This window comes from Ensifer sp. GW101-20A05 (assembly GCF_059424735.1).
The window spans coordinates 172544-198754 of the sequence record NZ_JBWKZT010000002.1; the positions used below are offsets into that span (position 1 = coordinate 172544).

28 protein-coding genes are annotated in these 26211 nt (G+C 63.5%); 15 read left to right on the forward strand and 13 right to left on the reverse strand.

The window, feature by feature from the left end:
- The first annotated feature begins 182 nt into the window (after nucleotides 1-182).
- Nucleotides 183-341 (forward strand): hypothetical protein, encoded by a 159-nt coding sequence (locus AC070A_RS05880; protein WP_492383743.1) that lies wholly within the window; start codon nucleotides 183-185, stop codon nucleotides 339-341.
- A complete protein-coding gene (locus AC070A_RS05885) occupies nucleotides 338-1354 on the forward strand; it encodes a zinc-binding alcohol dehydrogenase family protein (RefSeq protein WP_057251834.1) in 1017 nt (338 codons plus the stop codon). The genes AC070A_RS05880 and AC070A_RS05885 overlap by 4 nt, the downstream gene beginning before the upstream one ends.
- Before the next feature lie 15 nt (nucleotides 1355-1369).
- Here the strand turns inward: AC070A_RS05885 and AC070A_RS05890 are convergent, their stop codons facing one another.
- From AC070A_RS05890 to AC070A_RS05900, 3 genes are all read right to left on the reverse strand, one after another.
- On the reverse strand, nucleotides 1370-1864 hold the full coding sequence (locus AC070A_RS05890; protein WP_057251835.1) for a GAF domain-containing protein: 495 nt from the start codon (nucleotides 1862-1864) through the stop codon (nucleotides 1370-1372).
- A gap of 75 nt (nucleotides 1865-1939) precedes the next feature.
- Nucleotides 1940-2989 (reverse strand): serine hydrolase domain-containing protein, encoded by a 1050-nt coding sequence (locus AC070A_RS05895; protein WP_057251836.1) that lies wholly within the window; start codon nucleotides 2987-2989, stop codon nucleotides 1940-1942.
- Nucleotides 2990-3088: 99 nt separating this feature from the next.
- Nucleotides 3089-3661, reverse strand: coding sequence for a TetR/AcrR family transcriptional regulator (locus AC070A_RS05900; RefSeq protein ID WP_057251837.1), 573 nt, complete (start codon nucleotides 3659-3661; stop codon nucleotides 3089-3091).
- Between the two features lie 87 nt (nucleotides 3662-3748).
- Between AC070A_RS05900 and AC070A_RS05905 the strand changes: the two genes are divergently transcribed.
- The 4 genes from AC070A_RS05905 to AC070A_RS05920 all read left to right on the forward strand — a co-directional run bounded on the left by AC070A_RS05905 (nucleotide 3749) and on the right by AC070A_RS05920 (nucleotide 7311).
- Nucleotides 3749-4657: an SDR family oxidoreductase gene (locus AC070A_RS05905; RefSeq protein WP_057251838.1), complete on the forward strand. Its 909-nt coding sequence runs from the start codon at nucleotides 3749-3751 to the stop codon at nucleotides 4655-4657.
- 159 nt (nucleotides 4658-4816) lie between these two features.
- Entirely contained in the window at nucleotides 4817-5071 is a 255-nt protein-coding gene (locus tag AC070A_RS05910) for a hypothetical protein (RefSeq protein ID WP_057251839.1), read from the forward strand.
- Between the two features lie 332 nt (nucleotides 5072-5403).
- Entirely contained in the window at nucleotides 5404-6393 is a 990-nt protein-coding gene (locus tag AC070A_RS05915; protein ID WP_057251840.1) for a L,D-transpeptidase family protein, read from the forward strand.
- Nucleotides 6394-6471: 78 nt separating this feature from the next.
- The gene (locus AC070A_RS05920; protein WP_082615919.1) at nucleotides 6472-7311 is read left to right on the forward strand and encodes a L,D-transpeptidase; all 840 of its coding nucleotides are present in this window, start codon (nucleotides 6472-6474) and stop codon (nucleotides 7309-7311) included.
- Nucleotides 7312-7359: 48 nt separating this feature from the next.
- Here AC070A_RS05920 and AC070A_RS05925 read toward each other — a convergent pair whose 3' ends face one another.
- Together AC070A_RS05925 and AC070A_RS05930 are read right to left on the reverse strand one after the other, a co-directional pair.
- Nucleotides 7360-8076, reverse strand: coding sequence for a L,D-transpeptidase (locus tag AC070A_RS05925; RefSeq protein ID WP_057251841.1), 717 nt, complete (start codon nucleotides 8074-8076; stop codon nucleotides 7360-7362).
- Between the two features lie 185 nt (nucleotides 8077-8261).
- The gene (locus AC070A_RS05930) at nucleotides 8262-9017 is read right to left on the reverse strand and encodes a L,D-transpeptidase (protein ID WP_057252106.1); all 756 of its coding nucleotides are present in this window, start codon (nucleotides 9015-9017) and stop codon (nucleotides 8262-8264) included.
- Between the two features lie 115 nt (nucleotides 9018-9132).
- Between AC070A_RS05930 and AC070A_RS05935 the strand changes: the two genes are divergently transcribed.
- The 3 genes from AC070A_RS05935 (at nucleotide 9133) to AC070A_RS05945 (ending at nucleotide 11733) form a co-directional block, all read left to right on the forward strand.
- Complete coding sequence (locus tag AC070A_RS05935; protein ID WP_057251842.1) at nucleotides 9133-9795, forward strand: response regulator; 663 nt, start codon at nucleotides 9133-9135, stop codon at nucleotides 9793-9795.
- Entirely contained in the window at nucleotides 9795-11168 is a 1374-nt protein-coding gene (locus AC070A_RS05940) for an ATP-binding protein (RefSeq protein ID WP_492383747.1), read from the forward strand. The genes AC070A_RS05935 and AC070A_RS05940 overlap by 1 nt, the downstream gene beginning before the upstream one ends.
- Before the next feature lie 130 nt (nucleotides 11169-11298).
- A complete protein-coding gene (locus AC070A_RS05945) occupies nucleotides 11299-11733 on the forward strand; it encodes a GFA family protein (protein ID WP_057251844.1) in 435 nt (144 codons plus the stop codon).
- A gap of 1 nt (nucleotide 11734) precedes the next feature.
- Here the strand turns inward: AC070A_RS05945 and AC070A_RS05950 are convergent, their stop codons facing one another.
- On the reverse strand, nucleotides 11735-13411 hold the full coding sequence (locus AC070A_RS05950; RefSeq protein WP_112996264.1) for a SulP family inorganic anion transporter: 1677 nt from the start codon (nucleotides 13409-13411) through the stop codon (nucleotides 11735-11737).
- A gap of 314 nt (nucleotides 13412-13725) precedes the next feature.
- On the opposite strand from AC070A_RS05950, the gene AC070A_RS05955 reads away from it, so the two are divergent.
- The gene (locus tag AC070A_RS05955) at nucleotides 13726-14043 is read left to right on the forward strand and encodes a potassium channel family protein (RefSeq protein ID WP_057251846.1); all 318 of its coding nucleotides are present in this window, start codon (nucleotides 13726-13728) and stop codon (nucleotides 14041-14043) included.
- 51 nt (nucleotides 14044-14094) lie between these two features.
- On the opposite strand, the gene AC070A_RS05960 is transcribed toward AC070A_RS05955, so the two are convergent.
- From AC070A_RS05960 to AC070A_RS05970, 3 genes are all read right to left on the reverse strand, one after another.
- A complete protein-coding gene (locus AC070A_RS05960; RefSeq protein ID WP_057251847.1) occupies nucleotides 14095-14697 on the reverse strand; it encodes a nitroreductase family protein in 603 nt (200 codons plus the stop codon).
- A 46-nt stretch (nucleotides 14698-14743) separates the two neighbouring features.
- Nucleotides 14744-14956 carry a hypothetical protein gene (locus AC070A_RS05965; RefSeq protein ID WP_057251848.1) on the reverse strand — a complete coding sequence of 71 codons (213 nt, stop codon included), beginning with the start codon at nucleotides 14954-14956 and terminating at the stop codon, nucleotides 14744-14746.
- A 284-nt stretch (nucleotides 14957-15240) separates the two neighbouring features.
- Entirely contained in the window at nucleotides 15241-15498 is a 258-nt protein-coding gene (locus AC070A_RS05970) for a hypothetical protein (protein WP_309140366.1), read from the reverse strand.
- 43 nt (nucleotides 15499-15541) lie between these two features.
- Between AC070A_RS05970 and AC070A_RS05975 the strand changes: the two genes are divergently transcribed.
- From AC070A_RS05975 to AC070A_RS05995, 5 genes are all read left to right on the forward strand, one after another.
- A complete protein-coding gene (locus AC070A_RS05975) occupies nucleotides 15542-16441 on the forward strand; it encodes a LysR substrate-binding domain-containing protein (RefSeq protein WP_112996265.1) in 900 nt (299 codons plus the stop codon).
- A 130-nt stretch (nucleotides 16442-16571) separates the two neighbouring features.
- Nucleotides 16572-17396, forward strand: coding sequence for an N-formylglutamate amidohydrolase (locus tag AC070A_RS05980; RefSeq protein WP_057251850.1), 825 nt, complete (start codon nucleotides 16572-16574; stop codon nucleotides 17394-17396).
- Nucleotides 17397-17410: 14 nt separating this feature from the next.
- Nucleotides 17411-19276 carry a peptidase MATCAP family protein gene (locus tag AC070A_RS05985; RefSeq protein WP_375293070.1) on the forward strand — a complete coding sequence of 622 codons (1866 nt, stop codon included), beginning with the start codon at nucleotides 17411-17413 and terminating at the stop codon, nucleotides 19274-19276.
- An 8-nt stretch (nucleotides 19277-19284) separates the two neighbouring features.
- Entirely contained in the window at nucleotides 19285-20331 is a 1047-nt protein-coding gene (locus tag AC070A_RS05990; protein ID WP_057251852.1) for a glutathione synthetase, read from the forward strand.
- Between the two features lie 205 nt (nucleotides 20332-20536).
- Nucleotides 20537-21811: a sugar MFS transporter gene (locus AC070A_RS05995; RefSeq protein ID WP_492384386.1), complete on the forward strand. Its 1275-nt coding sequence runs from the start codon at nucleotides 20537-20539 to the stop codon at nucleotides 21809-21811.
- A 110-nt stretch (nucleotides 21812-21921) separates the two neighbouring features.
- Here AC070A_RS05995 and AC070A_RS06000 read toward each other — a convergent pair whose 3' ends face one another.
- The 4 genes from AC070A_RS06000 to AC070A_RS06015 form a co-directional block, all read right to left on the reverse strand.
- On the reverse strand, nucleotides 21922-22674 hold the full coding sequence (locus tag AC070A_RS06000) for an ABC transporter ATP-binding protein (RefSeq protein ID WP_057251854.1): 753 nt from the start codon (nucleotides 22672-22674) through the stop codon (nucleotides 21922-21924).
- A complete protein-coding gene (locus AC070A_RS06005) occupies nucleotides 22668-23738 on the reverse strand; it encodes a FecCD family ABC transporter permease (protein WP_057251855.1) in 1071 nt (356 codons plus the stop codon). Before AC070A_RS06005 ends, AC070A_RS06000 begins: the two co-directional genes overlap by 7 nt.
- Nucleotides 23735-24880 (reverse strand): ABC transporter substrate-binding protein, encoded by a 1146-nt coding sequence (locus tag AC070A_RS06010; RefSeq protein WP_057251856.1) that lies wholly within the window; start codon nucleotides 24878-24880, stop codon nucleotides 23735-23737. Before AC070A_RS06010 ends, AC070A_RS06005 begins: the two co-directional genes overlap by 4 nt.
- A gap of 153 nt (nucleotides 24881-25033) precedes the next feature.
- A complete protein-coding gene (locus AC070A_RS06015) occupies nucleotides 25034-26167 on the reverse strand; it encodes an ABC transporter substrate-binding protein (protein WP_057251857.1) in 1134 nt (377 codons plus the stop codon).
- Nucleotides 26168-26211 lie beyond the last annotated feature (44 nt).

A 26211-nucleotide genomic window follows, 5' to 3' on the forward strand; every position in this document is an offset into this window, starting at 1 on the left:
CTGGTCAACGATCACATTGGCACCGAAGCTGGTGCTAGAGGAAGAGAGCCTGCGCGTCTGGCATCTGCGGCTGAAGCCCGGTGAACCGCTTCGCCCCCATCGCCACGACCGGCCCTATTTCTGGACGGCGCTGACCGACGGTACGGCACGCTCGCGCTCGGGCGGCGGAAAGGTCACGGACGGTGGTCTACCGCGCCGGCGACACGCGCCACTTCAGCGACCTGACGCCGGAGACCGCCTTCGTGCACGATCTGACCAATACCGGCGACGCCGAACTCGTCTTCGTCACCGCCGAATTCACAGCCCAAGACCATTCGTCCATGACAAGGAGCAAGCCATGAAAGCCGTCGCCCTCACCCGTTATCTCCCGGTTTCCGACCCGCAGTGCTTCCTCGATGTCGACCTGCCGAAGCCGGAACCCAAGGGGTATGACATTCTGGTGGCCGTCCATGCGGTCGCCGTCAATCCGGTGGATGTGAAGATGCGCGCGCCGAAGGACAAGATCGAGGAAACGCCGCGCGTACTCGGCTGGGATGCCAGCGGCGTGGTCGAAGCGGTCGGCCCGGATGTGACCCTGTTTAAGCCCGGCGACCATGTCTACTACGCCGGCGACCTGACGCGGCCCGGCACGAACCAGCAGTATCAGCTTGTCGACGAGCGCATCGTCGGGCGCAAACCGAAGTCGCTAAGCTTCGCCGAGGCAGCCGCCCTGCCGCTGACGACGATCACCGCCTATGAAGCCTTCTTCGACCGGCTCGGGATCGACCGGGACGGTGCGGATCGCGGCCAGTCGATCCTGATTGTCGGCGGCGCCGGCGGCGTCGGCTCGATCGGCATCCAGCTTGCCAAGCGCGCCGGGCTGACCGTGATCGCCACGGCCTCGCGGCCGGAGACTATCGCCTGGGTGAAGGAACTCGGCGCCGACCACGTCGTCAGCCACCGCGAGCCGCTGGTTGCCCAGGTCAGGGCGCTCGGCTTCTCCCATGTCGACCACATCGCCATCTTCAACGATATGCGCCATTGGGACGATGCGGTCGAGCTGATCCGGCCTCAAGGGGGCATCGTTTCGATCGACAACACCGACGTGCCAATGCCGATGGCGGGCATGAAGACCAAGGCGGCGAGCCTGCATTGGGAATTCATGTTTGCCCGCCCGATGCATCAGACGCCTGACATGATCGAGCAGCACCGGCTGCTGTCCTTCGTCGCCGACGAGATCGATGCCGGACGGCTGAAAACGACGCTTGCCGAGGTGCTGTCGCCGTTCAATGCCGCAAACCTGCGCGAAGCCCACCGCCGCATCGAGACCGGTGCTGCCATGGGCAAGATCGTCATCGAAGGTTTTGAAGGCTAGCGCCCAGCTACCGATCTAACTGAAATCGCTCGCCGCGACGTAAATCGCGGCGAGCACCTCGAGCCCAGCCTGATCCTCGGCATCGAAACGGTTGGGGCTCGGGCTGTCGAGATCGAGCACGCCGAGCACTCTGCCATCCTTGAGCAAAGGCACGACGAGCTCGGAGCGGGACGCGGCATCGCAGGCGATATGCCCGGGAAAGGCATGCACATCGGGCACCAGCATCGTCTGCCGTTGCGTGGCGGCAGCCCCGCAGACCCCTTTACCGACCGGAATGCGCACGCAGGCGACCTTGCCCTGAAACGGCCCGAGCACCAGCTCGTCATTCGGCCGCAGGAAATAGAAGCCGGCCCAGTTCAGATCCGGCACCAGATCGAAAACGAGGGCGGAAAAATTGGCGGCATTGGCGATGAAGTCGCGCTCGTCATGCAGAAGCCCGCCGAGCTGGCTCGCCAGTTCGCGGTAGAATTCGGGCTTGTCGCCGGTCTCGATTGTCTTCGTGGCAAACATCTCTCACCTTTCAAATCTCGGCATCCTGAGCCGCTGTTGGGCACGCGCCAGCCGGCATGAGCGGCACGCGGCCTGTCACCCGTCCGTTTCCGGAGCGGCCTCCACCCTTGTGATGATCTCGCCGAGCACAAAGTGTAGAGCATCGCGGTAGCCGTTGCGGGCTGACGGTCCGCTCTCGGCCGAGGTCATCACCACGGTCAGATCGAGGCTCGGAACGATGTAGAGCATCTGCCCGCCGTAGCCCCAGGCGAAGTGCACCTCCTCGCCAGCGATCTGGCGGTCGAACCAGCCGTAACCGTACTCGTCCCCGGAGAAACGCGAATTGGTGCGGTGCTGCCAGGATGCTGCGATCCATTCTGATGACACAAGCTGCTGGCCTGAGGTCGCGCGGCCGCCATTGCGGTAGAGTTCGCCGAAGGCAAGCAGGGAACGGGCGCTCATCGCCATCTGGTTGCCCCCGAGATAGATGCCTTGGGGATCGCGATCCCAGGATCCGATGCGAAAACCCTCGAGTAGCCCCAGCCAGTCGCTTGCCAGCGCCAGGGTCGACTTGCCGCTGACCTTCGTCAGGATCGCCGAAAGCAGGTGGGTCGATGCGGTGGAATAGAGCATCTCACCGCCCGGGTCGTCGTCGAAGGGCTGAGCGAGCGCCGTACGCACCCAGTTGCTGCTCGCGACCCATCGGCCATAGTTCGGCCCCGACAGCCGGCCAAGCCCGGCCTGCATCGACAGCAGGTTGCCGATGGTGATGTCGTTGATGCGCGGATCAGGCGAAGCCGGCAGGTCCGTCTTCAGGATCGGCGCGATCTTCTGGTCCGGCCCTTCGAGCAATCCCTTGTCGATCGCAATGCCGACCAGCGCCGAGATGATCGATTTTGACGCCGACTTGATGTTGGTCGAGTCGGTCACGCGGTTGCCGCGATAGCCGCGCTCGGCGAGGACCTTGCCGTCACGCGCGACGATCACGGTCTTCAGGGGCTCAAGCTCCTGCCGCGAAGCCAGTTCTTCCAGCAAGGTCGAAACCGGCGCCACCACCTGGGCAGCCGCCGGCAAGGTGAGCAACGTCAGGACGACGAGTGCCAAGGCGACGATCCGGGCGAAGAGAACGGCAGCACATCTGAACATGGAACAGCATCTAAGACGATCTTCCGCCGCCGTCATCCACTGCACGGCCATCTCACGGCGATTTGACAGCCGGGTGACTGAAAGGCCGTGGCGCTGACCTCAGGCCGTCGGTTGCCTTGCAAAGGCCTCAACGAAACGCCGCAGGCTCTGTTCGACGAACTCCGCGACAGGCACTTCTGGGTCGAAACTCCACCAGAGCAGCGATCCCTGCCATTGCGATGCCATCAGGAGTCCGAGTCCAGGGGCAGCGGCGGGCAATCCCGAAAGACATTCGTCGAGCACGCCGGAAAGCACGTCGCGCCACGTCACCCCCCGCGCACGGAGCAGCGGGTCCCGTAGGTCTTCCCGGAGAATTCGGAGATCGTCGGCATAGGATTCGATGGCGCCATAATCGCCGGACAGGCCGACGAGCAGCGCGATGGCTCCCTCCGGCGTTCTCGGCACCGTCGCCACCAGCTCCGCTGTCTGGCGGTCAAGGCCGTCCCAGGCCTGGTTGAGCGCGCGCTGGATCAGCTTCGTTTTGTTTTCAAAGCGCTGCACGAGCGTGGCGCCGGAAAGGCCGGTCCTTGCGGCGAGCGACGCGAAAGTCAGGCCATCCGGCCCTTCGGCCCGCATCAGCGCAAATGCAGCCACCAGCACCTCTTCGTCTGGCATCGTTTTTGGTCGTGGCATCTTGACTCTCATTTATAACCGAACAATCATTTATATATCCAATTCAAGAGAAAGCACCAGCGGCTATCGGCCCCAAGGAGGAAAACAATGACGCTCGAAGGAAAAATCGCGCTCGTCGCCGGCGCGACACGGGGCGGCGGGCGCGGCATCGCCGCGGAACTCGGCGCCGCCGGCGCCACCGTCTACGTGACCGGCCGCACCACAAGGCAACAGCAATCCGAATACAAGCGGCCCGAAACGATCGAGGAAACGGCCGACATCGTCACCAGCCTCGGCGGTAAGGGTATTGCCGTTCAGGTCGATCATCTCCACCCGGCCGAAGTCGCAGCGCTGGTCACGCGCATCCGCCGTGAACAGGGGCGGCTCGATATCCTCGTCAACGACGTCTGGGGCGGAGAAAACCTGTTCGAGTGGGAGAAGTCCGTCTGGGAGCACAATCTGGAGAACGGCCTGAGGCTTCTGCGCCTCGGCATCGACACCCACCTGATCACCGCGCACTACGCCCTGCCCCTGATGATAGAGAAGCCGGGCGGGCTGCTCGTCGAGGTCACCGATGGCACCGCCGAGTACAATGCCACTCACTACCGCATTTCCCCCTTCTACGACCTCGCCAAGGTGGGGGCCAACCGCATGGCCTGGGCCCATGCCAAGGATCTGGCGCCGCACGGTGCGACCTCGGTTTCGATCACGCCCGGCTGGATGCGCTCCGAAATGATGCTGGAGCATTTTCAGGCGACCGAGGAAACCTGGCTGGAGGGGGCCAAGGTCCAGCCGCACTTCGTCATTTCCGAAAGCCCGCGCTTCGTCGGCCGCGCCGTGGCGGCGCTGGCGGCCGATCCGGACAGGGCGCGCTGGAACGGCCAGTCGCTGTCGAGCGGTGGACTGGCTCAGATTTACGGTTTCACCGATCTCGACGGCTCGCGGCCCGATTGCTGGCGTTACATGCGCGAGGTGATGGAGGCAAACAAGCCGGCCGATGTCACTGGGTATCGGTAAGCCTGATGTCGCATGCCGCTGCGGCTTCTCGATGCATCCCGCCCAATAGAGCGCGAGAAATGACGGTCATGACAGCGGCCGAGCTTGAACCGAAAGGCCGGCTCCTGTAGGTCCGGGTTCGACGGAACGGCGCGGCAGCGCAATCAGGTGTGATGGAAGATGGCGTCGCGGGATCGTTATTCGAGAAAGCTGGAATGCGCGAAATGCGGGGCGTCCGGTTTCGCCGAAGCCTCTGAAAATGACAAGGCGAAGGGCGGCAATCGCGGCTTTCTCATCGACGTCATGCCCAAGGGCTTTTCGACCGAGCGCACCTCTCCCGACCCCGCCAAGCACATGGTCCGCTGCCGCTGCGGCAACGTTTTTGCGTTCAGGCAGAAGACCGTCTACGCGCCCGGCAGCGAGCCACGGGACTGACGCGCCTGGAGCAATCCGGCGCCCGCGTTGAGAAAAAATTCACCATCTTGTCTCAACATCGACCCAATCGGCGGGCAGCTATGGCGGCGCGCGTTCAAGTATTGTTGATCGCCAGCGCCCAGGACAAAGGCTTGCAGCCAGGGCTGCCACCGCTTAATCGCTGAACTAAAGCCGACCCGCTGTGCGTCGAACGCATGCCGTCGGTAACCGCGCCGAACGCAAGACGCTGGGCGGCGGCAGCATAGCCAGGAGCCCGCATGCGGCGCGAGACGATACAGAGCCCCTCTTCCCAAACGCCCTCCACTGGCAAGTTTTTCACGCAGGTGCGTCGGATGCGGCATGCTCTGGCGATCGGCGCGATGGCACTTGCGCTTTCCAGCTGCATGGCGCTCGATGCCGACGACGTGCGCGAACCGCCGCCGATCCCGGCCAAGCTGATCGCCGCCATGGCGAAGAACGGCAGCAAGCCGGAAAGCCCGGTTCTGGTGCGCATCTTCAAGCAGGAAAGCGAGCTGGAAGTCTGGAAACAGAACAAGCAGGGCCAATACGCCCTGCTGAAGACCTACCCCATGTGCCGCTGGTCGGGGAAGCTCGGCCCGAAGACGAAGGTGGGCGACCGCCAGGCGCCGGAGGGTTTCTACAATGTCTCGGCCGGTATGCTGAACCCGAAGTCGCAATATTTCCTGTCCTTCAATCTCGGCTATCCGAACCGGCTGGAGTCGGCGCTCGGCTATACCGGCGAAGCGCTGATGGTGCACGGCGCCTGCTCGTCGTCGGGCTGCTACGCACTTACGGACCAGGGCGTCGGCGAGATCTACTCCGTCGTCCAGCGCGCGCTTGCCGGCGGCCAGGGCACCTTCCAGGTGCAGGCCTATCCCTTCCGCATGACCGCCGAAAACATGGCCAAGCATCGCGGCGATCCGAACTTCGAGTTCTGGAAGAACATCAAGCAGGGCTACGACATCTTCCAGACGACGAGGCGCCAGCCGAAGGTTTCGGCCTGCGGTCGCCGTTATGTCTTCAACACCGAATTCGCCGATGGCGAGCCGTCCGATCCGCTCGCGGCCTGCCCCGCCGCTGCGACGGCGCCAGACGCCGGGCTCGTGGCAAAGCTGCAATCGGAGGACGCGAAGCTCGCGGGCCTGATGGCAAACCAGACGTCGGCGCCGCTCAACGCCTATGTCGACGGCGGCATGCATCCGAGCTTCCGGGCGCTCCTTGAGAAAAACGGCGCCGAAAAGCTGGCAGCGAAGATCTCGGGAACTAAGTATCCTATTAGCCGACCCGAAGCGGCGCTGGCGGATCCCTACGCCGGCCTGTGATCGTTCGTCGGCTGGCGACAATTGACCTACAAGATCGGTTGTATCGCCAGAAGCGAACACCGGACGATCGAGGGTTCCATGCCTGAAAGAGAGATCCGCCGCCGCACCTTCCTGCAACTCTCCGCGGGGCTCGCGGCCGCCGGATTGGCAGGCTGTGCCTCGACGCGGCCGACGATGACGCGCTCCTATGCACCGGAACCTGTGCCCGAGGCGAACGCCTTCCTTGCGGATATGTACGGCGAGAAGCCGAACGAACCCTATCCGCTGCCGGCCATCCCCTACGAGAAGATCGAGCCCCGTTTCTATCGCCAGATGGTCGCCGATCCGACCGGCGAGAAGCCGGGAACGCTGGTCGTCGACGTCGGCAACCACTTTCTCTATCGGGTCTACGAGAACGGCCAGGCGATGCGCTACGGCGTCGGCCTCGGGCGCGCCGGCTTCGCCTGGGCCGGGCGCGGCGTCATCCAGTACAAACGCGAATGGCCGCGCTGGAAACCGCCGAACGAAATGGTGGCGCGCCAACCCGAGCTGCAACAATTCAGCATCGAGGCCGGCGGCATGGACCCCGGCCTCAAGAACCCGCTCGGCGCGCGCGCCATGTATATCTTCCAGAACGGCGAGGACACGCTCTACCGCATCCATGGCTCACCGGAATGGTGGACCATTGGCAAATCGGTATCCTCGGGTTGCGTGCGCATGATCAACCAGGACGTGGTCGACCTCTACAATCGCGTGCCAAACGGCACGCCGATCGTCGTCACTGACCTCACGGGCGGGGGCATGGTGCAATCGCAGCCGATGCCGGAAATACAGCCACTTCCGGACTCGCAGCCACTTCCGGATTCGCAGCCACTGCCGCAGCCGCAGGACTATATGCAAATGGGACCGGACGGACTTCCGCCGCCTCAACCGCTCTGAGGCAATCCGTCCGGTGAAAGCTGGAAAATCACGCCAAAGCGTAGCGCGTCACAGGACGATGAGCGGGGTCTTGCCGCGGACGCGATCGTAGAGATCGATCGCGTCCTGCTGCAGCATGCGCACGCAGCCGGCGGATGCGTTCTTGCCGATCGAGCGCCACTGCGGCGAGCCGTGGATGCGGTAGAGTGTGTCCTGACCGTTCTGGAAAATGTACATGGCCCGCGCGCCGAGCGGATTGTCGAGACCCGGATCCATGCCGCCGGCGTCAATGCCGTATTTCTTGAGGTGCGGCTGGCGCGCTACCATGTCGTCCGGCACCGTCCAGCGCGGCCACTTGCGCTTCCAGTGCACGACCGCGCGCCCCTTCCAGGCGCGCCCCGCGGCCCCGAGGCCGACGCCGTAGCGGATGGCGCGACCGCCCGGCAGTACGTAGTAGAGGAACATCGTCTGGGTATCGACGACGATCGAATAGGGCGGCTCGTTGGTGGCATAGGCCACTTCCTGGCGCAGGAACTGCGGCTTGATCTCACCGTACTGGATGCCTGGAACGTCGTAGCCCTCGTCCTTCACCGGCCCATAGATCTTCGCATAATCGAAGGTCTTCGTCGGCACGCCCGCGGCATCGGCTGCCTTCTCCGGCGAGCCACCGTCCCCGGCGATCGGCTCGATCAGCTTCGGCTTCGGTTCTGGTTTCGGGATCTGCGTGCAAGCGCTCAAGACAGAGCTGGCGATCACCGCGAGCAGCGAGCGGCGGGACAAATTCATCGACACTTTATTCTATTCCAGGTTGGGGATTTCGGTAGGAAATGTTCCGAGGAGAGGCCCAAGGCTGTTGGGCCGAACCGTGACCGAAATGTGGTGATAATCATTCTTTGGCGTGGATCGCCGCCCGCTGCGAGCACTCGTTTCCGGAGTGTTGCAGAATTCCCGCGCCACCTCTGTTGGCTGCCTTAGCCAATGGCCAGATCGCCCTTCGTGGGATCCGGAATGACGACGATGGTGCTACCGTCCCGCGCCTGATCGTAGAGATAGACGACATCCTGATTGAGCAGGCGAATGCAGCCCGACGAGACCGCCTTGCCGATCGAATGCGCCTCGGGACTACCGTGAATCCGATAGAGCGTGTCCTTGCCGTCCTTGTGGATGTAGAGCGCACGGGCGCCGAGCGGGTTCTTGATGCCCGGCGGCATGCCGCCATTGGCGATGCTGTAGGGCGCGAGCTTCGGCTGGCGCGCGACCATCTCATCGGGCGGAGTCCACCGCGGCCATTTGCGCTTGTAGGCGACAATCGCCCGCCCGGACCACGCGAAACCCTCGCGGCCGACGCCGATGCCGTAGCGCATCGCCCGCCCGCCGGGCAGCACATGATAGAGATACTTCGCCGGCGTATCGACGATGAGCGTGCCGGGCCGCTCGCCGCTCGGATAATCCACCTCCTGTCGCCAGAACTTCGGATCGATCTCGGCGACCCTCACCTCGGGGATCGGAAACTCTTCATCCGGCATCGCGTGGTACATCGGCGGCACGGTCGGCCCGGCCGCGGCGCGGACGGGTGTTGCCGCCGGCACGACCGCCGGCGTCGGACGCGCGGTCGCGCAACCGGTGGCGAACAGCGAGGCTGCTCCGACGACAAGGCTGCGGCGGGTGAGCGTGATGCCGGTCTTGTGATCGGCCGTGGATGAAGAGGGCTCGTTTGGTTCGGTCATATCGGGCATTCAACGATTCGATTGTTGCAATGCCGCTTCAGAGGGAAGTCCTACCTTAAGGCTGCCTTAAGGGAGCGATTTAAGAGTTCCGCTCTCAAAAATGTGAGGAATAGCAATGCGAGTCCTGATCGTCGAAGACGACGATATCCTCAGAGACGGCCTGAAGGTCGGCCTGGCGCTGGCCGGATTTACCACCGATGCGGTCGGCACCTGCGACGCGGCGGCGACGGCACTCGCCGCCAACAGCTTCGACGCGATCGTACTCGATCTGATGCTGCCGGATGGTTCCGGCATGGATATCCTCAAGGACTTGCGCTCCAGCCAGAATGACACTCCCGTGCTCCTGCTGACGGCCCGCGACACGGTTCGCGATCGCGTGGCCGGCCTCGACACCGGCGCCGACGACTACCTCGGGAAACCCTTCGACCTCGACGAAGTGGCCGCACGGTTGCGGGCGCTGTCTCGGCGGTCTACCGGCCGTGCGACGGCGGCGCTCGAATGGGCAGGCCTGCGGCTCGATCCCGCCCGGCAATCGGTGGAACAGGCCGGCAAACCGGTGCAGCTCTCGCGGCGTGAGTATTCGATCCTGCACACGCTGATGGCACATCCCGGCGTCATCTTTTCGAAAACCAAACTCGAAGACAGGCTCTACGGCTGGCAGGAGGAAATCGAAAGCAACGCCGTCGAGGTCCACATCCATCATTTGCGCAACAAACTCGGCCCCGGCCTGATCGAAACCGTCAGGGGCATCGGCTATCGGCTGGGTGGGGCCGGCTGATGCGGTCGCTGCGCACCCGCCTCTTCGCCATACTGTTGATCACGACAGGACTGCTGTGGCTGTCAGCGACGGTGTGGATCTTCCTCAGCACGCGCGCCGAGGTGGAGCGTGTGCTCGACGCGCGGCTGATGGAGGCCGCGCGCATGGTGAATTCGCTGATCGTCAGCCCAGACATGATGAAGGAGGAAGGCGACGGTGACGCCAACCGTCCGGCGCAGAGCGCGATCAAGATTCCGATTCTGGAGCACCCGCACTACGACCGGCAGCTCTCCTGCCAGATCTGGTCGCTGGACGGCACGCTGATCGGCAAGTCGGACAGCGCTCCCGACACGACGCTCGCGCCGCATGCGATGGGCTTCTCGGAAACCGTCATCAACGGTGAGACCTGGCGGGTTTTCGCGGTCGAGAATGCCAGCCTCGGCGTACGCGTCCTCGTCGGCGACAACCTTCGCATCCGCGACCGGCTGGTCAACGATCTGGTCAAGGGGTTGCTGCTACCGGCGCTGCTGATCATCCCCCTTCTGGCCGTCTTGATCTGGCTCAGCGTCGGGCGCGGGCTGGCACCGCTCCGGAAACTTGCGGGCGATCTCGCCGCGCGCGAGGCTTCGAATCTGCACGCGATCGAAGACGTGGGCACGACGCGCGAAATCAGCCCGGTGTTGAAATCGCTGAACGGCCTCTTCGCCCGCGTCGCCGGTGCCCGCGAGCGCGAACAGAACTTCATCGCCTTTGCCGCCCACGAACTGCGCACGCCTCTGGCCGGCATCAAGACGCAAGCCCAGGTCGCGCTTGCCAGCGACGACGGCGAGATCCGTGAAAAGGCGCTCGGCCAGATTGTCGCCGGGGTCGACCGGACCGGCAAGCTGGTGCGGCAACTGCTCGACATCGCCTCCGTCGAGGCCTCCGAGAGTGCCAAGCCAGCAGGAGCCTTCAATGCCGGTGAAATATTGACAGGTCTTCGGACCGAACTCGCCGGCCAGGCTCACCGGGTCGACGTCGCCATCGACCCGCACCTCTTCGGTGTGAAGATCGAGATGGATCCGGACCTGTTTCGCCTGGCGGCGCGCAACCTCCTGGAAAATGCGATCAACCATTCGCCGCCTGGCGCAACAGTCTCCTGCACCTGCGAGATGGCGGCCGGCCGCCTCGTCATTGTGATCAACGACACAGGCCCTGGCATTCCCGACGAGGAGATGCCGCACGTGACCGAGCGCTTCTTCCGCGGCCGCTTCAAGACATCGGTCGGCAGCGGCCTGGGCCTCAGCATCGTCGAACGGGCGCTGGATCGTACCGGCGCGGAGCTCGAGCTCCGCAACCGGCAGGGCGGCGGTTTGTCGGCTCGCATCGTGCTGCAGCAAAGCCTCATCCGGTAACCGGCTATAGGACCTAGCTCGAAAGGAGGCGTTGACCTCAGGATCAGGCGTGACACGCTCAGGCTTGGGTTCATATCGGCCATCCGCGAGAGCCCATTCTCCGGATGACGCGAACCGAAAGGAGACAGTCATGGCAGCGAACGGCAGCTACAACGGAAAGTGCTTCTGCGGCGCAGTCGAGATCGAAGTGAGCGGCGATCCGGCCGCCATGGGCTTCTGCCATTGCAATTCGTGCCGGACGTGGTCGGCGGGACCCGTGAATGCCTTCACGCTTTGGCCGCCGGAGAAGGTCCGCATCGTCAAGGGCGCGGACAATCTTGTCGGCTACCAGAAGACCGCGACGAGCGTGCGCAAATGGTGCAAGGCCTGCGGCGGTCACCTCATGACCGAGCATCCGCTCTGGGGCGTGACGGACGTCTTTGCTGCGGTCATCCCGGCACTGCCGTTCAAACCCGCGCTCCACGTCAACTATCAGGAGACGGTGCTGCCGATGAAGGACGGCTTGCCCAAGTATCGCGACTTCCCGCCGGCATTTGGCGGCACCGGAGAATTGATCGCGGAGTGAATCAGGCCGCTGCCGGAGCGATGCTCGCCAGATAGTGCTGAAGGGCTGTGCGCGTGTTGACGAACAGGCGATCGGGGCCGAGCTGATCGGCAAAACCGGAGGCCCGCACATAGGCGAGCACATCCGGGTTCAGCTCGGCCAGCCAGACGGTGACCCCGTGCTCGCTGATGCGACGCTCGCCCTCCGTCATCATTTGCAGCGCGGAATATTCGATATCGAAGACCCGGCTCATGTCGAGCACGAGAACCTTGGGCTTGTGCTTGGCGACCAGCATCTGCGCCTGGTCTGCCACTTGCTGTGCATTGGCAAAGAACAGGCGCCCCTCCGGCCGAAGGATCAGCAGCCCTTCGAAGGTCTCGTCGTCAGGATGATCCGGCGACAGCGGCCGGAGCCGATCGGTGCCGCGCTTGCGGCCGACGACATAGACCTTCGCCGATGCCGCCTGGCGGGCCAGTCCGATGAAGGAAAGCACGATCGCGACGATGATGCCCTGCAGCGTCCCGAAGAGCAGCACGCCGAGGAAAGCCGCCAGCGCCCACTGAAACTCCATTCGCCGGACCTTGCGGACCGACCAGAAATCCGCCGGTTTGATAAGTCCGATCGAATAGACGATGACGATTGCCGCCAGGACCGCCTGCGGCAGCAGACCCAGCATGGGCGCCAGCACCAGCATCGTGGCAGCCGCTGCCGCCGCGGTGACCAGCGACGCCACCTGCGAATGTCCACCGACGGCACGCACGACGGCCGTCTGTGATGTTCCGCCGCCGGCGCTCATGGCGCCGAAAAGCGCGCCGCCGAGATTTGCAGCGCCGGTTGCCAGTAATTCACGGTTCGCCCTGATCGGCGGGTCGGAGGGGGCGGCAAATGCACGTCCGGCGGCGATGGTCTCGGTGAAGCTCATCAAGGCGATGCCGAGCGCGCCGGGCAGAAGCTCCTGAGCAAGACCGAGGCTCGGAAGCGTGATCGAAGGCAGAGACTGCGGGATGAAGCCGACGGTGGAGACACCGAGCGCCTCGAGGCCGGCGAACCAGGAAAGCGCAATGCCTGCAGCCACCGCCAGAAGCGGCGCCGGCGAATGCGGCCAGAGCCGCTCCATCGCAAGAAGCGCCACCAGCGCCGCAGCCGCAATTGCAAGCGTCAGTAGCGAGGTCTCGGACAGATGGCCGGCGATGCTCAGGATATCCCGGAAGAAGCCTTCCTTGGTGAAGTGAAGGCCAAGCAGCTTCGGCACCTGGTCGAGCACGATGACGAGGCCGATGCCGGCCTTGAAGCCGATCAGGACCGGCGAGGAGATGAAGTTGGCGACGAAGCCGAAGCGGAGAAGCGAAGCCAGGATGAGAAGCCCACCGGTCATCGCCGTCAGCGTCGCGGTTGCCGTTATCAACTTGCCGGGATCGCCATCCGGGACGGCAAGGCCGAGCTGTGTTCCGGCGAGAATGGCAAGGGTCGTGGTCGACGAGACGCTCAGCACCCGGGACGTGCCGAGAAGCGCGTAGATGATCATCGGCACGAAGGCGGTGTAGAGACCGACACTGACAGGCAGACCGGCGACCGTGGCATAGGCCATCGCCTTTGGCAGAACCACGGCAGCGGCCGTGAGACCTGCAGTCACGTCGAGCCGGAAACCCGCAGTGGCACCGCGACCGTCGCCGACAGGCGAATGCTCGTTCGATGCCATCCGGACTATCCTCTGGCAGGAGCTTTCATGAAGTTATTCTAAAGCGATAGCACTGGGTAAAATCCGTTGCAAGGAACGCCTCAGCCACACTTCGGGCATCACTTGTCGCCTACCAAAGCAGACGCTGGCAGGCTGCTCGACTTGCGGATATCTTGAGGACTGCGGGTGCCGGGCCGAGAGGGGATTTCGGCGGCAGGGAGCGAAGCCAAGGCGGACCGTCGCAGGCGTACGGAATCGTTAGCACGGCGGGCTTCCTACCTGGCGAGAGGGAGGGTTGCGTGGCGAAATCTCATCGCAGGAGCCATTCAAAAAGAATGCGGCGCCTGTTCTTCTCCAATCTCTACCAGCAACTTCAGGTGCTCTGGCCGATCTTCTCCGCAATCCTGATCGTGATGACCGGATGCGGTGTCATCATTGGCCGCATCGAGGAATGGCGGCTCGATGAATCCCTCTATTTCACCTTCGTCACCGGGCTGACGATCGGCTACGGCGACATCACGCCCAAACACCTGGGCGCACGGCTGCTGGCTCTGGTGATAGGCTTTTCCGGCATCGTCCTGACCGGCCTCGTCGCGGCCATCAGCGTTCAGGCGCTGAACGCGACGAGCAAGGATGAAACGGACGATCGCTGAGGAGAGCGGGCCGGCAATGTACCCCCGCTCCGCGTCCAAGTCTGCCGAAGCTTAGCCGGCCACGAAGCGCCCTTCAGACACGATTTCGGAGAGGGCTTTGCGCGGGCTTGGTTGCTCGCGCTGTTGCAGAGCCTCCGGAAGCAGAGCCTTATCGCCGAGGCGTCCGATCGCGACGGCAGCCTCGATCCGGTAGTTTTCAGGAACTTCGAGTTCGGCCCGCGCGCGGTCGTAGTCGATGCCGGCCATGCCGTGCGCCTGCCAGCCGGAATGGGCCGCCTGCAGGGCGAGTGCGCCCCAGGCGGCGCCCGTATCGAAGGAATGGGTGTAGGAAGGCACCTCCTTGCTGGCGCCTGGCGGCAGCAGGGAGGTTTTCGACAGCACGAAGATGAGGGCCGAAGCCTCCTTTGCCCAACTGCGGTTGAACTCGTTCAGAAGACCGAGCAGCTTCTCCCAGTCCTGTCCGCCGCGGCGGGCATAGACGAAATGCCAGGGCTGGGCATTGTAGGCTGATGGCGCCCAGCGGGCGGCCTCCAGGATTTCGAACAGTTCGGCCTCGGAAATCTCTTCGCCCGAGTAGGCCCGCGGCGACCAGCGTTCGAGAAAAAGCGGATTGATCGCGTGATCCGCGACGCGTGAATTCACATGCAAGGTCATGGGGATGGTCCATTCATCGGCGACGTGCTGCCGCCTTTCGGGTTGGTCATTGACGGCCGAAGCTTTCGTATCGGTCGCAACGACTTCTTAAGGTCGAGATTTCATCGGAGAGTTCGGCGATGCGGTCCCTGAGCTCATTGGCCGTGCCGTCCTCGACATCGTCGAAGCCGAAACAGTCCCGCGCCTCGTGCAGTTCCAAACGGCCCTGCAGGACCTCGCGAATTGCGCTCAAACGCTCAAATTGCCGCAGCATACTCATCTCGGACCTCATTTTCAGCCGATCAACGCAAACCTGCGCCGACCGGAGGGCGTTTCTGCCCAGCTCGATTCCTGACCGAGCCTTCCGAGATTATCCACTCAAATAGTAGATTAAAGGAATTCTGACCCAAAGAGCGAGCGAGAGATGAAAAACTGCTCCGCTTTTGGCGGACGTCGGAGCTGCGAGTGCAGGGGTAGTGTAACGGAGGAAGGAGGCGGCGGCGGTGTCATGCCCTTGGCATTGGTGGACCTGGGCGATGGGAGGCTCGCCCAGGTCGAAAGTATTCAAGCGGTCGGGAGGTCTTTCGCGTCGGGGCGGTTGCCATCGAGGAAGCCCATGTCCCGTTTCAGGTGATCCGACAGGTCTCTGACATCGACGACCTCGAGCGCACGGCGCTTTCGAGCGAACAGAAACGCCAGCCAGGAGCGCGCGGAAAAATCGTTTGTCGACGAAAAACTACGTACTTGAATGGTTGTCATAGCCGTCATCCTCTTCATCAATCCGTCTAATGGACGGATCTTGAAAATGGTTACGAGCGGCATCACCTTCCAATCGAATATCGCTTACCATGCATAAGGCCATTTAATGCATAAGACACTTCCGCTTCCACCATTGACGGCGATCCGCGTCTTCGAGGCGGTCGCCCGGCATGGAAGCTTCACGAAGGCCGCAACCGAGCTCGGCATGACGCAGGCCGCGGTGAGTTATCAGATCAAGGTTCTCGAGGATCGGGTCGGCGCGCCCTTGTTTTTGCGCCGACCGCGGCAGATTGCCTTGACAGAAGTCGGACAGCGGCTCGCTCCGGCGGTCACGCAGGCCTTCGAGCAGCTCAGCGAAGCCTATGTCACGGCGCGCGGCGGCGCCCAGGGAACGCTTGTCATCAGCACGATCGCCACGTTCGCCTCCAATTGGCTGGCGCGGCGTCTTGGCTCCTTTCAGATCGCCCACCCTTCCCTTGCCGTCCGCCTTCAAACGGAGCCTCACCTGGTGGACTTCAGCCGCGAGGAGGTCGATATCGGCATTCGCTCCGGCCGCGGCGATTGGCCGGGGCTTGTGGCGCACCGGCTGATCAACGCCGACTTCACCCCTATGCTCAGCCCGAACCTTGCGGCCAGTATCGGCGGGGTGAAGGAGCCGGCCGATCTGTTGCGTCTGCCGCTGCTCGATCCCGGCGATCCCTGGTGGGCGAAATGGTTTGCGGCCGCGAATGTGCCTGCCGAGGGGCTTTCCAGTCGTCCCGGCGCCAGCATGGGCGCGCAGGCCTATGAGGGCAACGCCGCCACGGCCGGCCAGGGCGTGGCGATCCTGACGCCGGCGTTCTTCGCCGCCGAGCTGGCCGATGGGCGCCTCGTCCAGCCCTTCGATCTTCTCTGCAACGACGACCATGCCTACTGGCTGGTCTACCCGGAGACGCGGCGCAATTCACCGAAGATCAGCGCCTTCCGCCAATGGATCCTCGGCGAAATCGGGGTGTCATCGCGCTGAAGCGGGAACCGAGAACGGCACCCCGAACCGGACTGATCTGCCATGGAATTTTGAATCTTTGCGGAACTCTCGGGCGTGCCCGGGAGTTGCATTCCCGAAGCGCCCATAGTGAGGGCATGCGGGAGCGAACATGCAACGCGAGCCGACGGAACAGTTCCGTTCAGCCACGGAGAACGCCTGGTGGACCGTAAATCGCGGCGATGGACCGATCGTCGGCACCGCGATCCACAATGGGCATGCCATGCGCAGCGATGCCCGGGCGCTGGTGGCGTTGACGGAGGAAGAAAGGCTGCGCGAGGAGGACCCGTTCACCGAATTCATCATCCGGGACCTTGCCAACCGCATCGTCGTCCATCGCTCGCGCTTCGAGGTCGATATCAATCGTGCCCGCGTAGGCGCCGTCTACCTCCAGCCCGCACAGGCCTGGGGTCTTTCCGTCTGGCGGGAGCAGCCGCCTGCGGAGTTGATCGAAACATCCCTTGCCGTCCATGACGAATACTATGCCATGCTCCGGTCGATGCTGACGGCGATCGAGCGCCGCCATCAGCGCTTCATCGTGCTCGACATACACAGCTACAACCATCGGCGGCAGGGGCCGGAGGCCGAACCGGCCGATATCGCCGAGGCACCCGAGATCAACATCGGAACCTCCTCCATGGATCGGGCCAAATGGGCCGACGTGATCGATACGCTGGTCGCTGCCATCAGCGCCACCACGCTCGCGGGTCGGCCTGTGGATGTGCGTGAAAACATTGCCTTCCAGGGACGCGGAGAACAGACGCGCTTCATCCACGAGCACTTTCCCGATACGGGCTGCGCGATCGCGATCGAGTTCAAGAAGACCTTCATGGACGAGTGGACCGGCAAGCCAGACCTCGAAGCGCTGAGGTCGCTGCGCACACTGGTCGGATCACTCGTTCCGATCCTGACCGAGGCGCTCGCGAGGCAGCGATGACGGACGGGAGACCCATGCGCGCGAGCCCTGACCCGGAGTGGCTCGATGAAGCCATTGCCCGACTGAAGGATGGTCGCGCCGTGCGACGGGACTTCGGCGAGGGTGGACGGCTGCACATCGACCGCCTGCTTCCCTTCCTCTGCGTCCATATCGCAGCCGAGCACCAGCAGCCGGTCGCGCGCGATATCGCCCAGGCGAATGCCGCCTATCTGCTGGCTCCGAGCGTCGATATCGCCGCCGTCGTCATCGAGCGGGTCGGCCGCGTGATCGAAGAGCGGCAGGGCATGTTCATCGTTCTCGAGTTTGCCGAGCTCGAAAGCGATGACCCGCCGGCCAAGGACGCGCCGTTCCTGCCGCCCTTCCTGATCGAGGTCGTCGCCGGGCTAAGCGGCGCCGAGCAGGTTGCCGCGAAAGCACTGATCGAGACCGCTGCGACGATCGAGGGAAAGTTCCGGACCCCGCATGTGACGCTTGTCGAGCGGCAACCGGAGGCACGGGCAGGCCGAAAGACCCTGGCGCTCGACTATCCCCATCTCACCGTGCGTTTTGCCCCCATCTACTGCGAGCCGGGCACCCGCCGCATCTATCCGCAATTGCGCGAGCGGCTGGTTGCGAGCGTCTTCGATGCTGGGCTCCGCGCCGTTGCGGCCTTCGCCCGCGCGCGGTCCGATGACTTCCGGCTACCGACGCATCGCGCCCTTGGCCGGAAAGCCTTCGTCGACGCGGTCGTGCGTGCCGACCGCGGCATCGACGAGATCGCCTCGAGCTTCGATTTCCTGCTCGCGGTGACGCCGATCAACGCCGAAACCGCCTGGGCGGAATTCGCGTCGAGCGGCTTTTCCCGAAGTCCCCGCCTCTACTATCGGCCGCTGGCGCTGCAGATCGAAACGGCCAAGCGCAAACTCTTCACCCTCAACTTCGAACACCTCGAAGATCCGCTGCTTTATGCCCTCTATCGGGAAAAGCAGCAGGAGGTCGATCTGCAGCTCTCGATGATATCCGCGCGCGAGACCCGCAAATTCGTCGAACTCGGCCGCGCACTCTACGGCCCGGTGGAAAGCGACCTTCTCAACGCCGCGTCCGACATCCTCGCGCGCACCGCAGCCGATGGCGCCTCGTCTCCGACATCCGGCAACAAGCGCGACTGCGACTACATAAGGGAGCGAGCCCAGGCGATGATATCAGCCTATCGGCGCCAGTCCGCCGATTTCACCGCGTCCGTCGAAATTCGCGACGACCTGCCAGCCGGCCTGCTCGTCTCGCGCGGTCAACTGCTGATCGCCAGAAGCTCGGCACTCGACCCCGATCGCGTCGAGGCGCTGCTCAGCCACGAGGTCGGCGTGCACCTGCTGACCTATTTCAACGGCTCGGCCCAGGGCCTCCGGATCCTCCGCTCAGGGCTTGCCGGTTACGAAGGCATGCAGGAAGGGCTTGCCGTTTTCGCCGAATACTTGAGTGCCGGCATGACCGCGGACCGGCTGCGGGTGCTTGCGGCGAGAGTCGTCGGCTGCGCGGCCCTGCTTGACGGCGCACTGTTTCCGGAGACCTACCGGCTGCTCGTCGACGGCCACGGCTTCGGCACCACAGAGGCCTTCAACATTACGCTGCGCATCTATCGCGGCGGCGGGCTGGTCAAGGACGCGATCTACCTGCGCGGCCTGTTGCAGCTTCTCGAGCATCTCGCCGACGGCGGCAGTCTCGAGCCCTTCTGGATGGGCAAGATCGCCGCGTCGCATTTCGGTGCGATCCAGGAACTCAATTTGCGCGGCCTCCTTGGTGCCGCGGCCATTCGCCCTATTTTCCTCGATGACGTCAAAGCGCGCGACCGACTTCAGCGAGCCCAGAGGGGAATTACCCCGCTCGACATGGTCGCAGAGTAGGAAACTGAATGCGCATCGCCTTTTTCGTCAACTCCATCGAGGGCGAAGAGACGGTCTATGCGACGACATCGCTTGCGCTTGCGGCACTCGCCCGTGGCCACGAGATCGTCTACGTCACCCCTGGTGATTTCATCCTGAGGCCCGATGGCCGCCTGATGATCCACGCCCTCAACCTCGGCGCGGCGAAGCCGCGCAAGGCCGAAACCTTCATCGCCGCGTTGCGGAGCGGCGCCACGCGGCGTGAGACGCTGGACATCGCCGACGTCGACGTTCTGTTTTTGAGAAGCGACCCGTCGGAAGACGCCGGTCCGCGCCCCTGGGCCACCCAGGCGGGCGTGATTTTCGGGCGGCTTGCGGCCGAGCGCGGGGCAATCGTCGTCAACGATCCCGACGGGCTCACGCGGGCGCAGAACAAGCTCTATCTCCAGGACTTTCCCGAGATGGTTCGGCCGACCACGCTGATCTCGAAGCATATTGAGGAGATCAGGGCCTTTGTCGACGAGCACCCGGAAGGTGTCATTCTGAAGCCGCTGCAGGGCTCCGGCGGCAAGAACGTCTTCAAGGTTAGCTCCAGCCACGAGACGAACCTCAACCAGATCTTCGAGGCGGTCAGCGAGATGGGCTATGTGATCGCGCAGGAATATCTGCCGGCAGCAACGGAAGGCGACGTCAGGCTGTTCCTGATGAACGGCCGGCCGCTCAAACGCGGCGATACCTACGCTGCGGTTCGGCGCGTCCCGGCGGAAGGTGAGCTACGTTCCAACATGCATGTCAACGGCAGGCCCGTCGCCGCCGTCGTCACGCCGGAAATGCTCGCGGTGGCCGAGCAGATGCGGCCGAAGCTGGTGCGCGACGGCATGTTCCTCGTCGGTCTCGACGTGGTCGGCGACAAGCTCGTTGAGGTCAACGTCTTTACCCCGGGAGCACTGCCTGAAATCGCCGAACTGACATCGATCGAGTTCAGCGAGGACATCATGGCGGCGCTCGAACGGAAGCTCGACATCAAACGGGCCCATGTCGGCACACTTACCAATCGCGAACTGGCCACGCTCTGACCGATAGCCGGCCTGCGACCGGGGAAATCCTACCTTTCACACTGTCAAAGCCCTGTGCGCGCGGTATAAGCGCCGCGCAACCGGATATCTTCGTGCTCCCAAGTGAAGATCAACGGCTGCCGCCGGCGCGTCCAATGCGACGCCCTCCCAAGGCCCCAAGCTCCGGCGTCAACGACATCATGAGGTTAAACCATTGGCAGGTATCATCACCAAGGGCGCTGAGCCCACGCGCGCGGCCTCATCCGCGTCACCGGACGCGACGGGCTATCGATTTGCCCTCTTCGCGCTCACCTCACTGTTCTTCATGTGGGGCTTCATCACGTGCCTGAACGACATTCTGATCCCGCATCTGAAGAACGTCTTCTCGCTCAACTACACGCAGTCGATGCTGATCCAATTCTGCTTCTTCGGCGCCTATTTCATCGTCTCGCTGCCCGCCGGCGCGCTCGTCAAGCGCATCAGCTACAAATGGGGGATCGTGCTCGGCCTCGTCATCGCCGCCATCGGCTGCGCGCTGTTCGTCCCGGCGGCAAGCTTTCGCATCTATGCGCTGTTCCTCGGTGCTCTCTTCGTGCTGGCGAGCGGCATCACGCTGCTGCAGGTTTCGGCCAACCCTTACGTGACCGTGCTTGGTCCGCCGGATACGGCCGCGAGCCGTCTGACCCTGACCCAGGCCTTCAACTCGCTCGGCACGACGCTGGCCCCGATGTTCGGTGCAACGTTGATCCTGTCGGCTGCTGTCGTCGCCACTGCCGGCGCGACGCCGGAGCAGCTCGACGCGCTGAGGCTCGCCGAAGCAAGCGCGGTCAAGATGCCCTACCTGCTTCTTGCCGCCGCCTTCCTGCTGCTTGCGGCGCTCTTCGCCGCCCTGAACCTGCCGACCGTCGAAGTGCATGACGAGATCGAGCCGATCACCGACGGCAAGTCGGCCTGGCACTACCGCCACCTGGTCCTCGGCGCCATCGGCATCTTCGTCTATGTCGGCGCGGAGGTCAGTATCGGCAGCTTCCTCGTCAACTTCCTGAACCAGCCCGACATTGCCGGCCTCTCCGAGGCCGAAGCCGCCCATTATGTGATGTATTTCTGGGGCGGAGCGATGGTCGGCCGGTTCATCGGCGCGGTTGCGATGCGCTTCGTCGACGACGGCAAGGCGTTGGCCTTCAACGCAGTCGCAGCGATCGTGCTGTTGCTGCTAACCGTCTTTGCCGGCGGCAGCGTTGCCATGTGGTCGGTTCTGGCGATCGGGCTTTTCAACTCGATCATGTTCCCGACGATCTTCAGCCTGGCGCTCTACGGCCTCGGGAAATATACGAGCCAGGGCTCCGGCATCCTGTGCCTGGCAATCGTCGGCGGCGCGCTGTTGCCGCTCGTTCAGGGCGGCCTTGCCGACAACATCGGCATCCACCTTGCCTACCTGATGCCCGTCGCCTGCTATGCCTATATCGCCTTCTACGGCCTGAAGGGGCACAAGCCGACCTGATCTCAGAAGCCGCACTTCGCCGCCTCGGCGGCGAAGTGCTTTCCAGCCTCTTGAATTGGTGCCGTTCCAGACGGAAACCGCTTCAAATTTTCATGGAATTGTTCTGGCGCCTAAAGCGACTCGTCGACGATGACGACCGGACGCCCCATGGAGCAAGCCTCCACACGCGCCTCGACGCGGTAGACCGAGCGCAGCATGTCCGCGGTGATGACCTCATGGGTCGGGCCGCTCGCCAGCACCGAGCCGCCGCTGATGACGATCGTGTCGTCGCAGTAGCGCAGCGCATGGTTCAGGTCGTGCAGCGCGATCAGCACCGCCATGCCCGACTGCGCCGACAGGCGCTTCATGAAGCCGAGTACCTCGATCTGGCGGAAGAGATCAAGCGCCGAGGTCGGCTCGTCCATCAACAGCACTTCGGGCTTGCGCACCAGGGCCTGGGCTATGGAGACAAGCTGGCGCTGGCCACCGGAAAGCTCGCCGAGGCCGCGAAAGGCGAGGTCGGCGATCCGGAGCTCGCCGAGCACCCGGTCGATCTCGGCGAGTTCGGCGTCCTTCACCTTCCAGCCGGAACCCTGCTTGGCCGACAGAAGCACCGACTCGTAGACGGTGAGCACGGCATTGGCGCCGGTATCCTGCGGCATGTAGCAGATGCCCTCGGGCCCCTTGGACGTGTCCGAAAGGTGGACGGTGCCGGGCCCGGACGTCAGGCTTGCGATGCGCTTGAACAGCGTCGACTTGCCGGCGGCATTGGGACCGATCACCGCCGTCAGGCCACCGCCCCTAAGGACACCTGTATTGACGTCCGACAGCACCACGCGCCGGCCATAGTTCGCACCAACCTTTTCCAGCGTCAGGCTTACCATGCACGCCTCCTGTTGGTGAAAATCAGCACGAAGAAGAAGGGCACGCCGACGAGCGCGGTGATGACGCCGATCGGCAGCACCGCGCCGGGAATCAGCATCTTGCTGACGACCGAGGTGACCGAAAGCAGCAGCGCGCCGCAGAGCACCGAGGCCGGCAGGAAGAAGCGCTGATCCTCGCCGACCAGCATGCGGGCGATATGCGGCCCGACGAGACCGACGAAACCGATCGTGCCGACGAAGGAGACCGGGATCGCCGCAAGCAGGCTGACGGTCATCATCGCCTCGAGCCTTAGCCGGCGAACATTGATGCCGAAGCTCGCCGCCTTGTCGTCGCCGAGCCGAAGCGCCGTCAGCGCCCAGGCGTGCCGTGCAAAAAGCGGCAAGGCGAACAGCAGCACGGCGCCGGTGATCCAGACCTTCGGCCAGGTTGCCTTGGTGAGGCTGCCCATCGTCCAGAACACGACCGCGGCCAGCGCTTGCTCGGAGGCGAGGTATTCGAGCAGCGACAGCGCAGCATTGAAGGTGAAGACGAGCGCGATGCCGAGCAGCACGATCGTTTCCACTGTGACGCCGCGCATGGTGGAGGCGAAGTGGATGAAGAGCGCCGCCAGCATCGCCATCAGGAAGGCGTTGATCGGCACCATGTACTGGACCGCAACCGGAAAGACCGCGACGCCGGCAACGAGGCCGAGGGCCGCGCCGAAACCGGCAGCGGCGGAGATGCCGAGCGTGAACGGACTTGCCAGCGGGTTGGCGAGGATCGTCTGCATCTGCGCGCCGGCGACCGACAGCGAGGCGCCGACCGTCACGGCCATCAGCGCGATCGGCATGCGGATGTCCCAGATCACCACCCGGAGCTGGTCGCTCACGGTTTCCGACCGGAACAGCGCCGTCAGCACATCGGCAAGCGGATAATTTGCAGGGCCAAGCGCCATGTCGACCGCGACGGACGCAAACAGCGCGCCGACGAGACAGAAGATCAGCACCAAACGGCGCAGGACGAGCGCGCGATAGCGCCCCCGTCCCTCAACGCCGGAAATCTGGTCAGTCATGGCAACCATCATTCACCATCCTTCGGAAGCGAGACGAAGTAGCCCGGGCGATAGGTCACCGGCAGGAACTTCTCGTGAAACTCGCGGAAAGTCCGGTCCGGGTCGATGTCGGCAAAAAGCTCCGGCTGGAACCATTTGGCAAACTGCTGGATCGGAATGAACTCGTAAGGCGCGCCGTAGAACTGATGCCAGACGGCGTGCACGTTACCTTCCTTCACCGCCTTCAGGCCGGGAAAGCCCGGGCGCTGCATCAGGCCGCGCAGACGCTCCTCAGCCGCCGCCGCATCGGCGCCACGGCCGACGCTGACGAACTGGTTGAGATCGGATTCCGCCGACCAGTTGCTGCCGGTGATGATGACATGATCGGGATCACTGACGATGAGCTGCTCGGGATTGAGGTCGCCGAAGGTGCCCTTGATCACGTCCGAACCGATATTGTGGCCGCCGGCCTCTTCCACCATCTTGCCGAAATTCGCCGGACCGAAGGTTCGGCAGCAGACGACGTCGCCGGTGATACCGGGAGAGCGCTCGATGAAGACTTTCGGGCGTGCGATTGCCCCCGCCTTCTTCAGGCGGTCCGTCACCAACGCGATCTGGGCATTGCGGTATTCGATGAATTCACGCGCCTTTGCCTCGGCGCCGAAGAGTTGGCCGAGGATTTCGACCGATTTCTCGCTGTTGGCAGCCGGATCGACGCGGAAATCGAGATAGACGACGGCGATGCCGGCAGCCGCCGCCTTTTCGATGAAGCCCGATTCCTCGACAGCCTTCTCAGCCTCGAGGTTCAGGGTCAGCACATCGGGCTTCAGCGCGATCGCCGCTTCGAGGCTGAAATCGCCTGAAGGGATATAGCCGAAACGCGGCAGCTTCTCGATCTCGGGGAAGCGCTCGACATAGGCGGCGTAGGAATCCGGGTCCTTTTTCACGAGGTCGTCGCGCCAGCCGACGATCGTGTCGAAGACATGCTCGCCTTTCAGCGCCGCCGCGACATGGATCTGCCGCGCCTCGCCCAGCAGCACGCGCTTGGCGGGCAGCGCGATTTCGACCCGGCGGCCGGTAACGTCGATGATTTCCGCAGCACTAGCCGGCAGAGCCGCCAGCACTATGGCGGCGATCATCGCCGACGCGATTTTCCTGAAGATCGGCATTCTCATTCCTTTCGATCGCGACGCTGCTGCTGTTTTTTTAAATCGCATGCGATTTAAGGACGAAAACATGCAGCAATTCAAAGTGCTACGGCGACCTTTGCGCGTCTAATAAGACGCGCGGCGCCGTAGAGACCTCCCCTCCTCCGGCTGTTGATCTGCTTACTTGCTGGCCGTCAGCGAAACGAAGTAGCCGCTCTCATAGGGAAGCGGCAGGAAGCGCTCATGCAGCTCCTTGAACGTCGCTTCCGGGTCGAGGTCGGCGAAGAGATCCGGATGCAGCCACTTGGCGATCTGCTGGATCGCGACGAACTGGTAGGGATTGTTGTAGAACTGGTGCCAAATGGCATGGACCTGGCCGTCCTTGACCGCCTGGACGCCGGTAAAGGCCGGGCGCTTGGTCAGGTTTTCGAGCTTGCGGGCCGCTTCCTTTACATCCGCGCCATAACCGACCCCAACCCAGGCGCCGCCCGGCACGTAACCCTGCCAGTTGCCGCCGGTGACGATGATCTGGTCCGGGTTCGCAGCGATGATCTGCTCCGGATTGACCGTGCCGAAGGTGCCGGGAATGATGTCCTTGGCCATGTTCACGCCGCCGGCGAATTCGACCATCTTGCCGAAATTCTCGTTGCCGAAGGACATGCAGCAATCGTCGGAATAACCGCCGGCGCGCTCGACGAAGACCAGCGGCTTCTTCGGGTTGGCCTTCGCCAAAACGTCGGTCACCTTGGCGATGCTTTCGGCGCGGAACTTGATGAATTCTTCGGCCTTCTCTTCCTTGCCGAGCAGCTTGCCCATCACACGCATGCTCGGCTCGGTGTTTTCCATCGGCTTTTCGCGGAAGTCGACATAGACGAGCGGGATGCCGACCTTGGCGAGCTTTTCGATGTAGCCAGCCTCCTCCGTTGCGGTCTTGGCATCGACATTCATCAAGACGACATCGGGCTTCAGCGCGACCGCCTGCTCGATGTCGAAAGTGCCGTCCTTCATGCCGCCGAAGGTCGGCAGCTTGGCGACATCAGGGTATTTCGCGAGATAGGCGGCGTAGCTTTCCGGGTCAGCCTTGGAGAGATCGTCACGCCAGCCGACGACGCGTTTGAACGGCTCGTCACGGTCGAGCGCACCGAGGAAATAGATCTGGCGCCCTTCGCCGAGGATCACGTGCTCGACCGGTACATTGACCTCGACATCGCGGCCGGTCACGTCTTTCAGCGTCACGACATCAGCGAAGGCTGCCGTTGAAAAAAGCACGCAAAAGCCCGTGGCGGCCGCAGCCACCCTGTTGAAAAACCGCATTGTTTTCTGCTCCGCTGGGAAAATCGACGCGATCTAATGTTTCA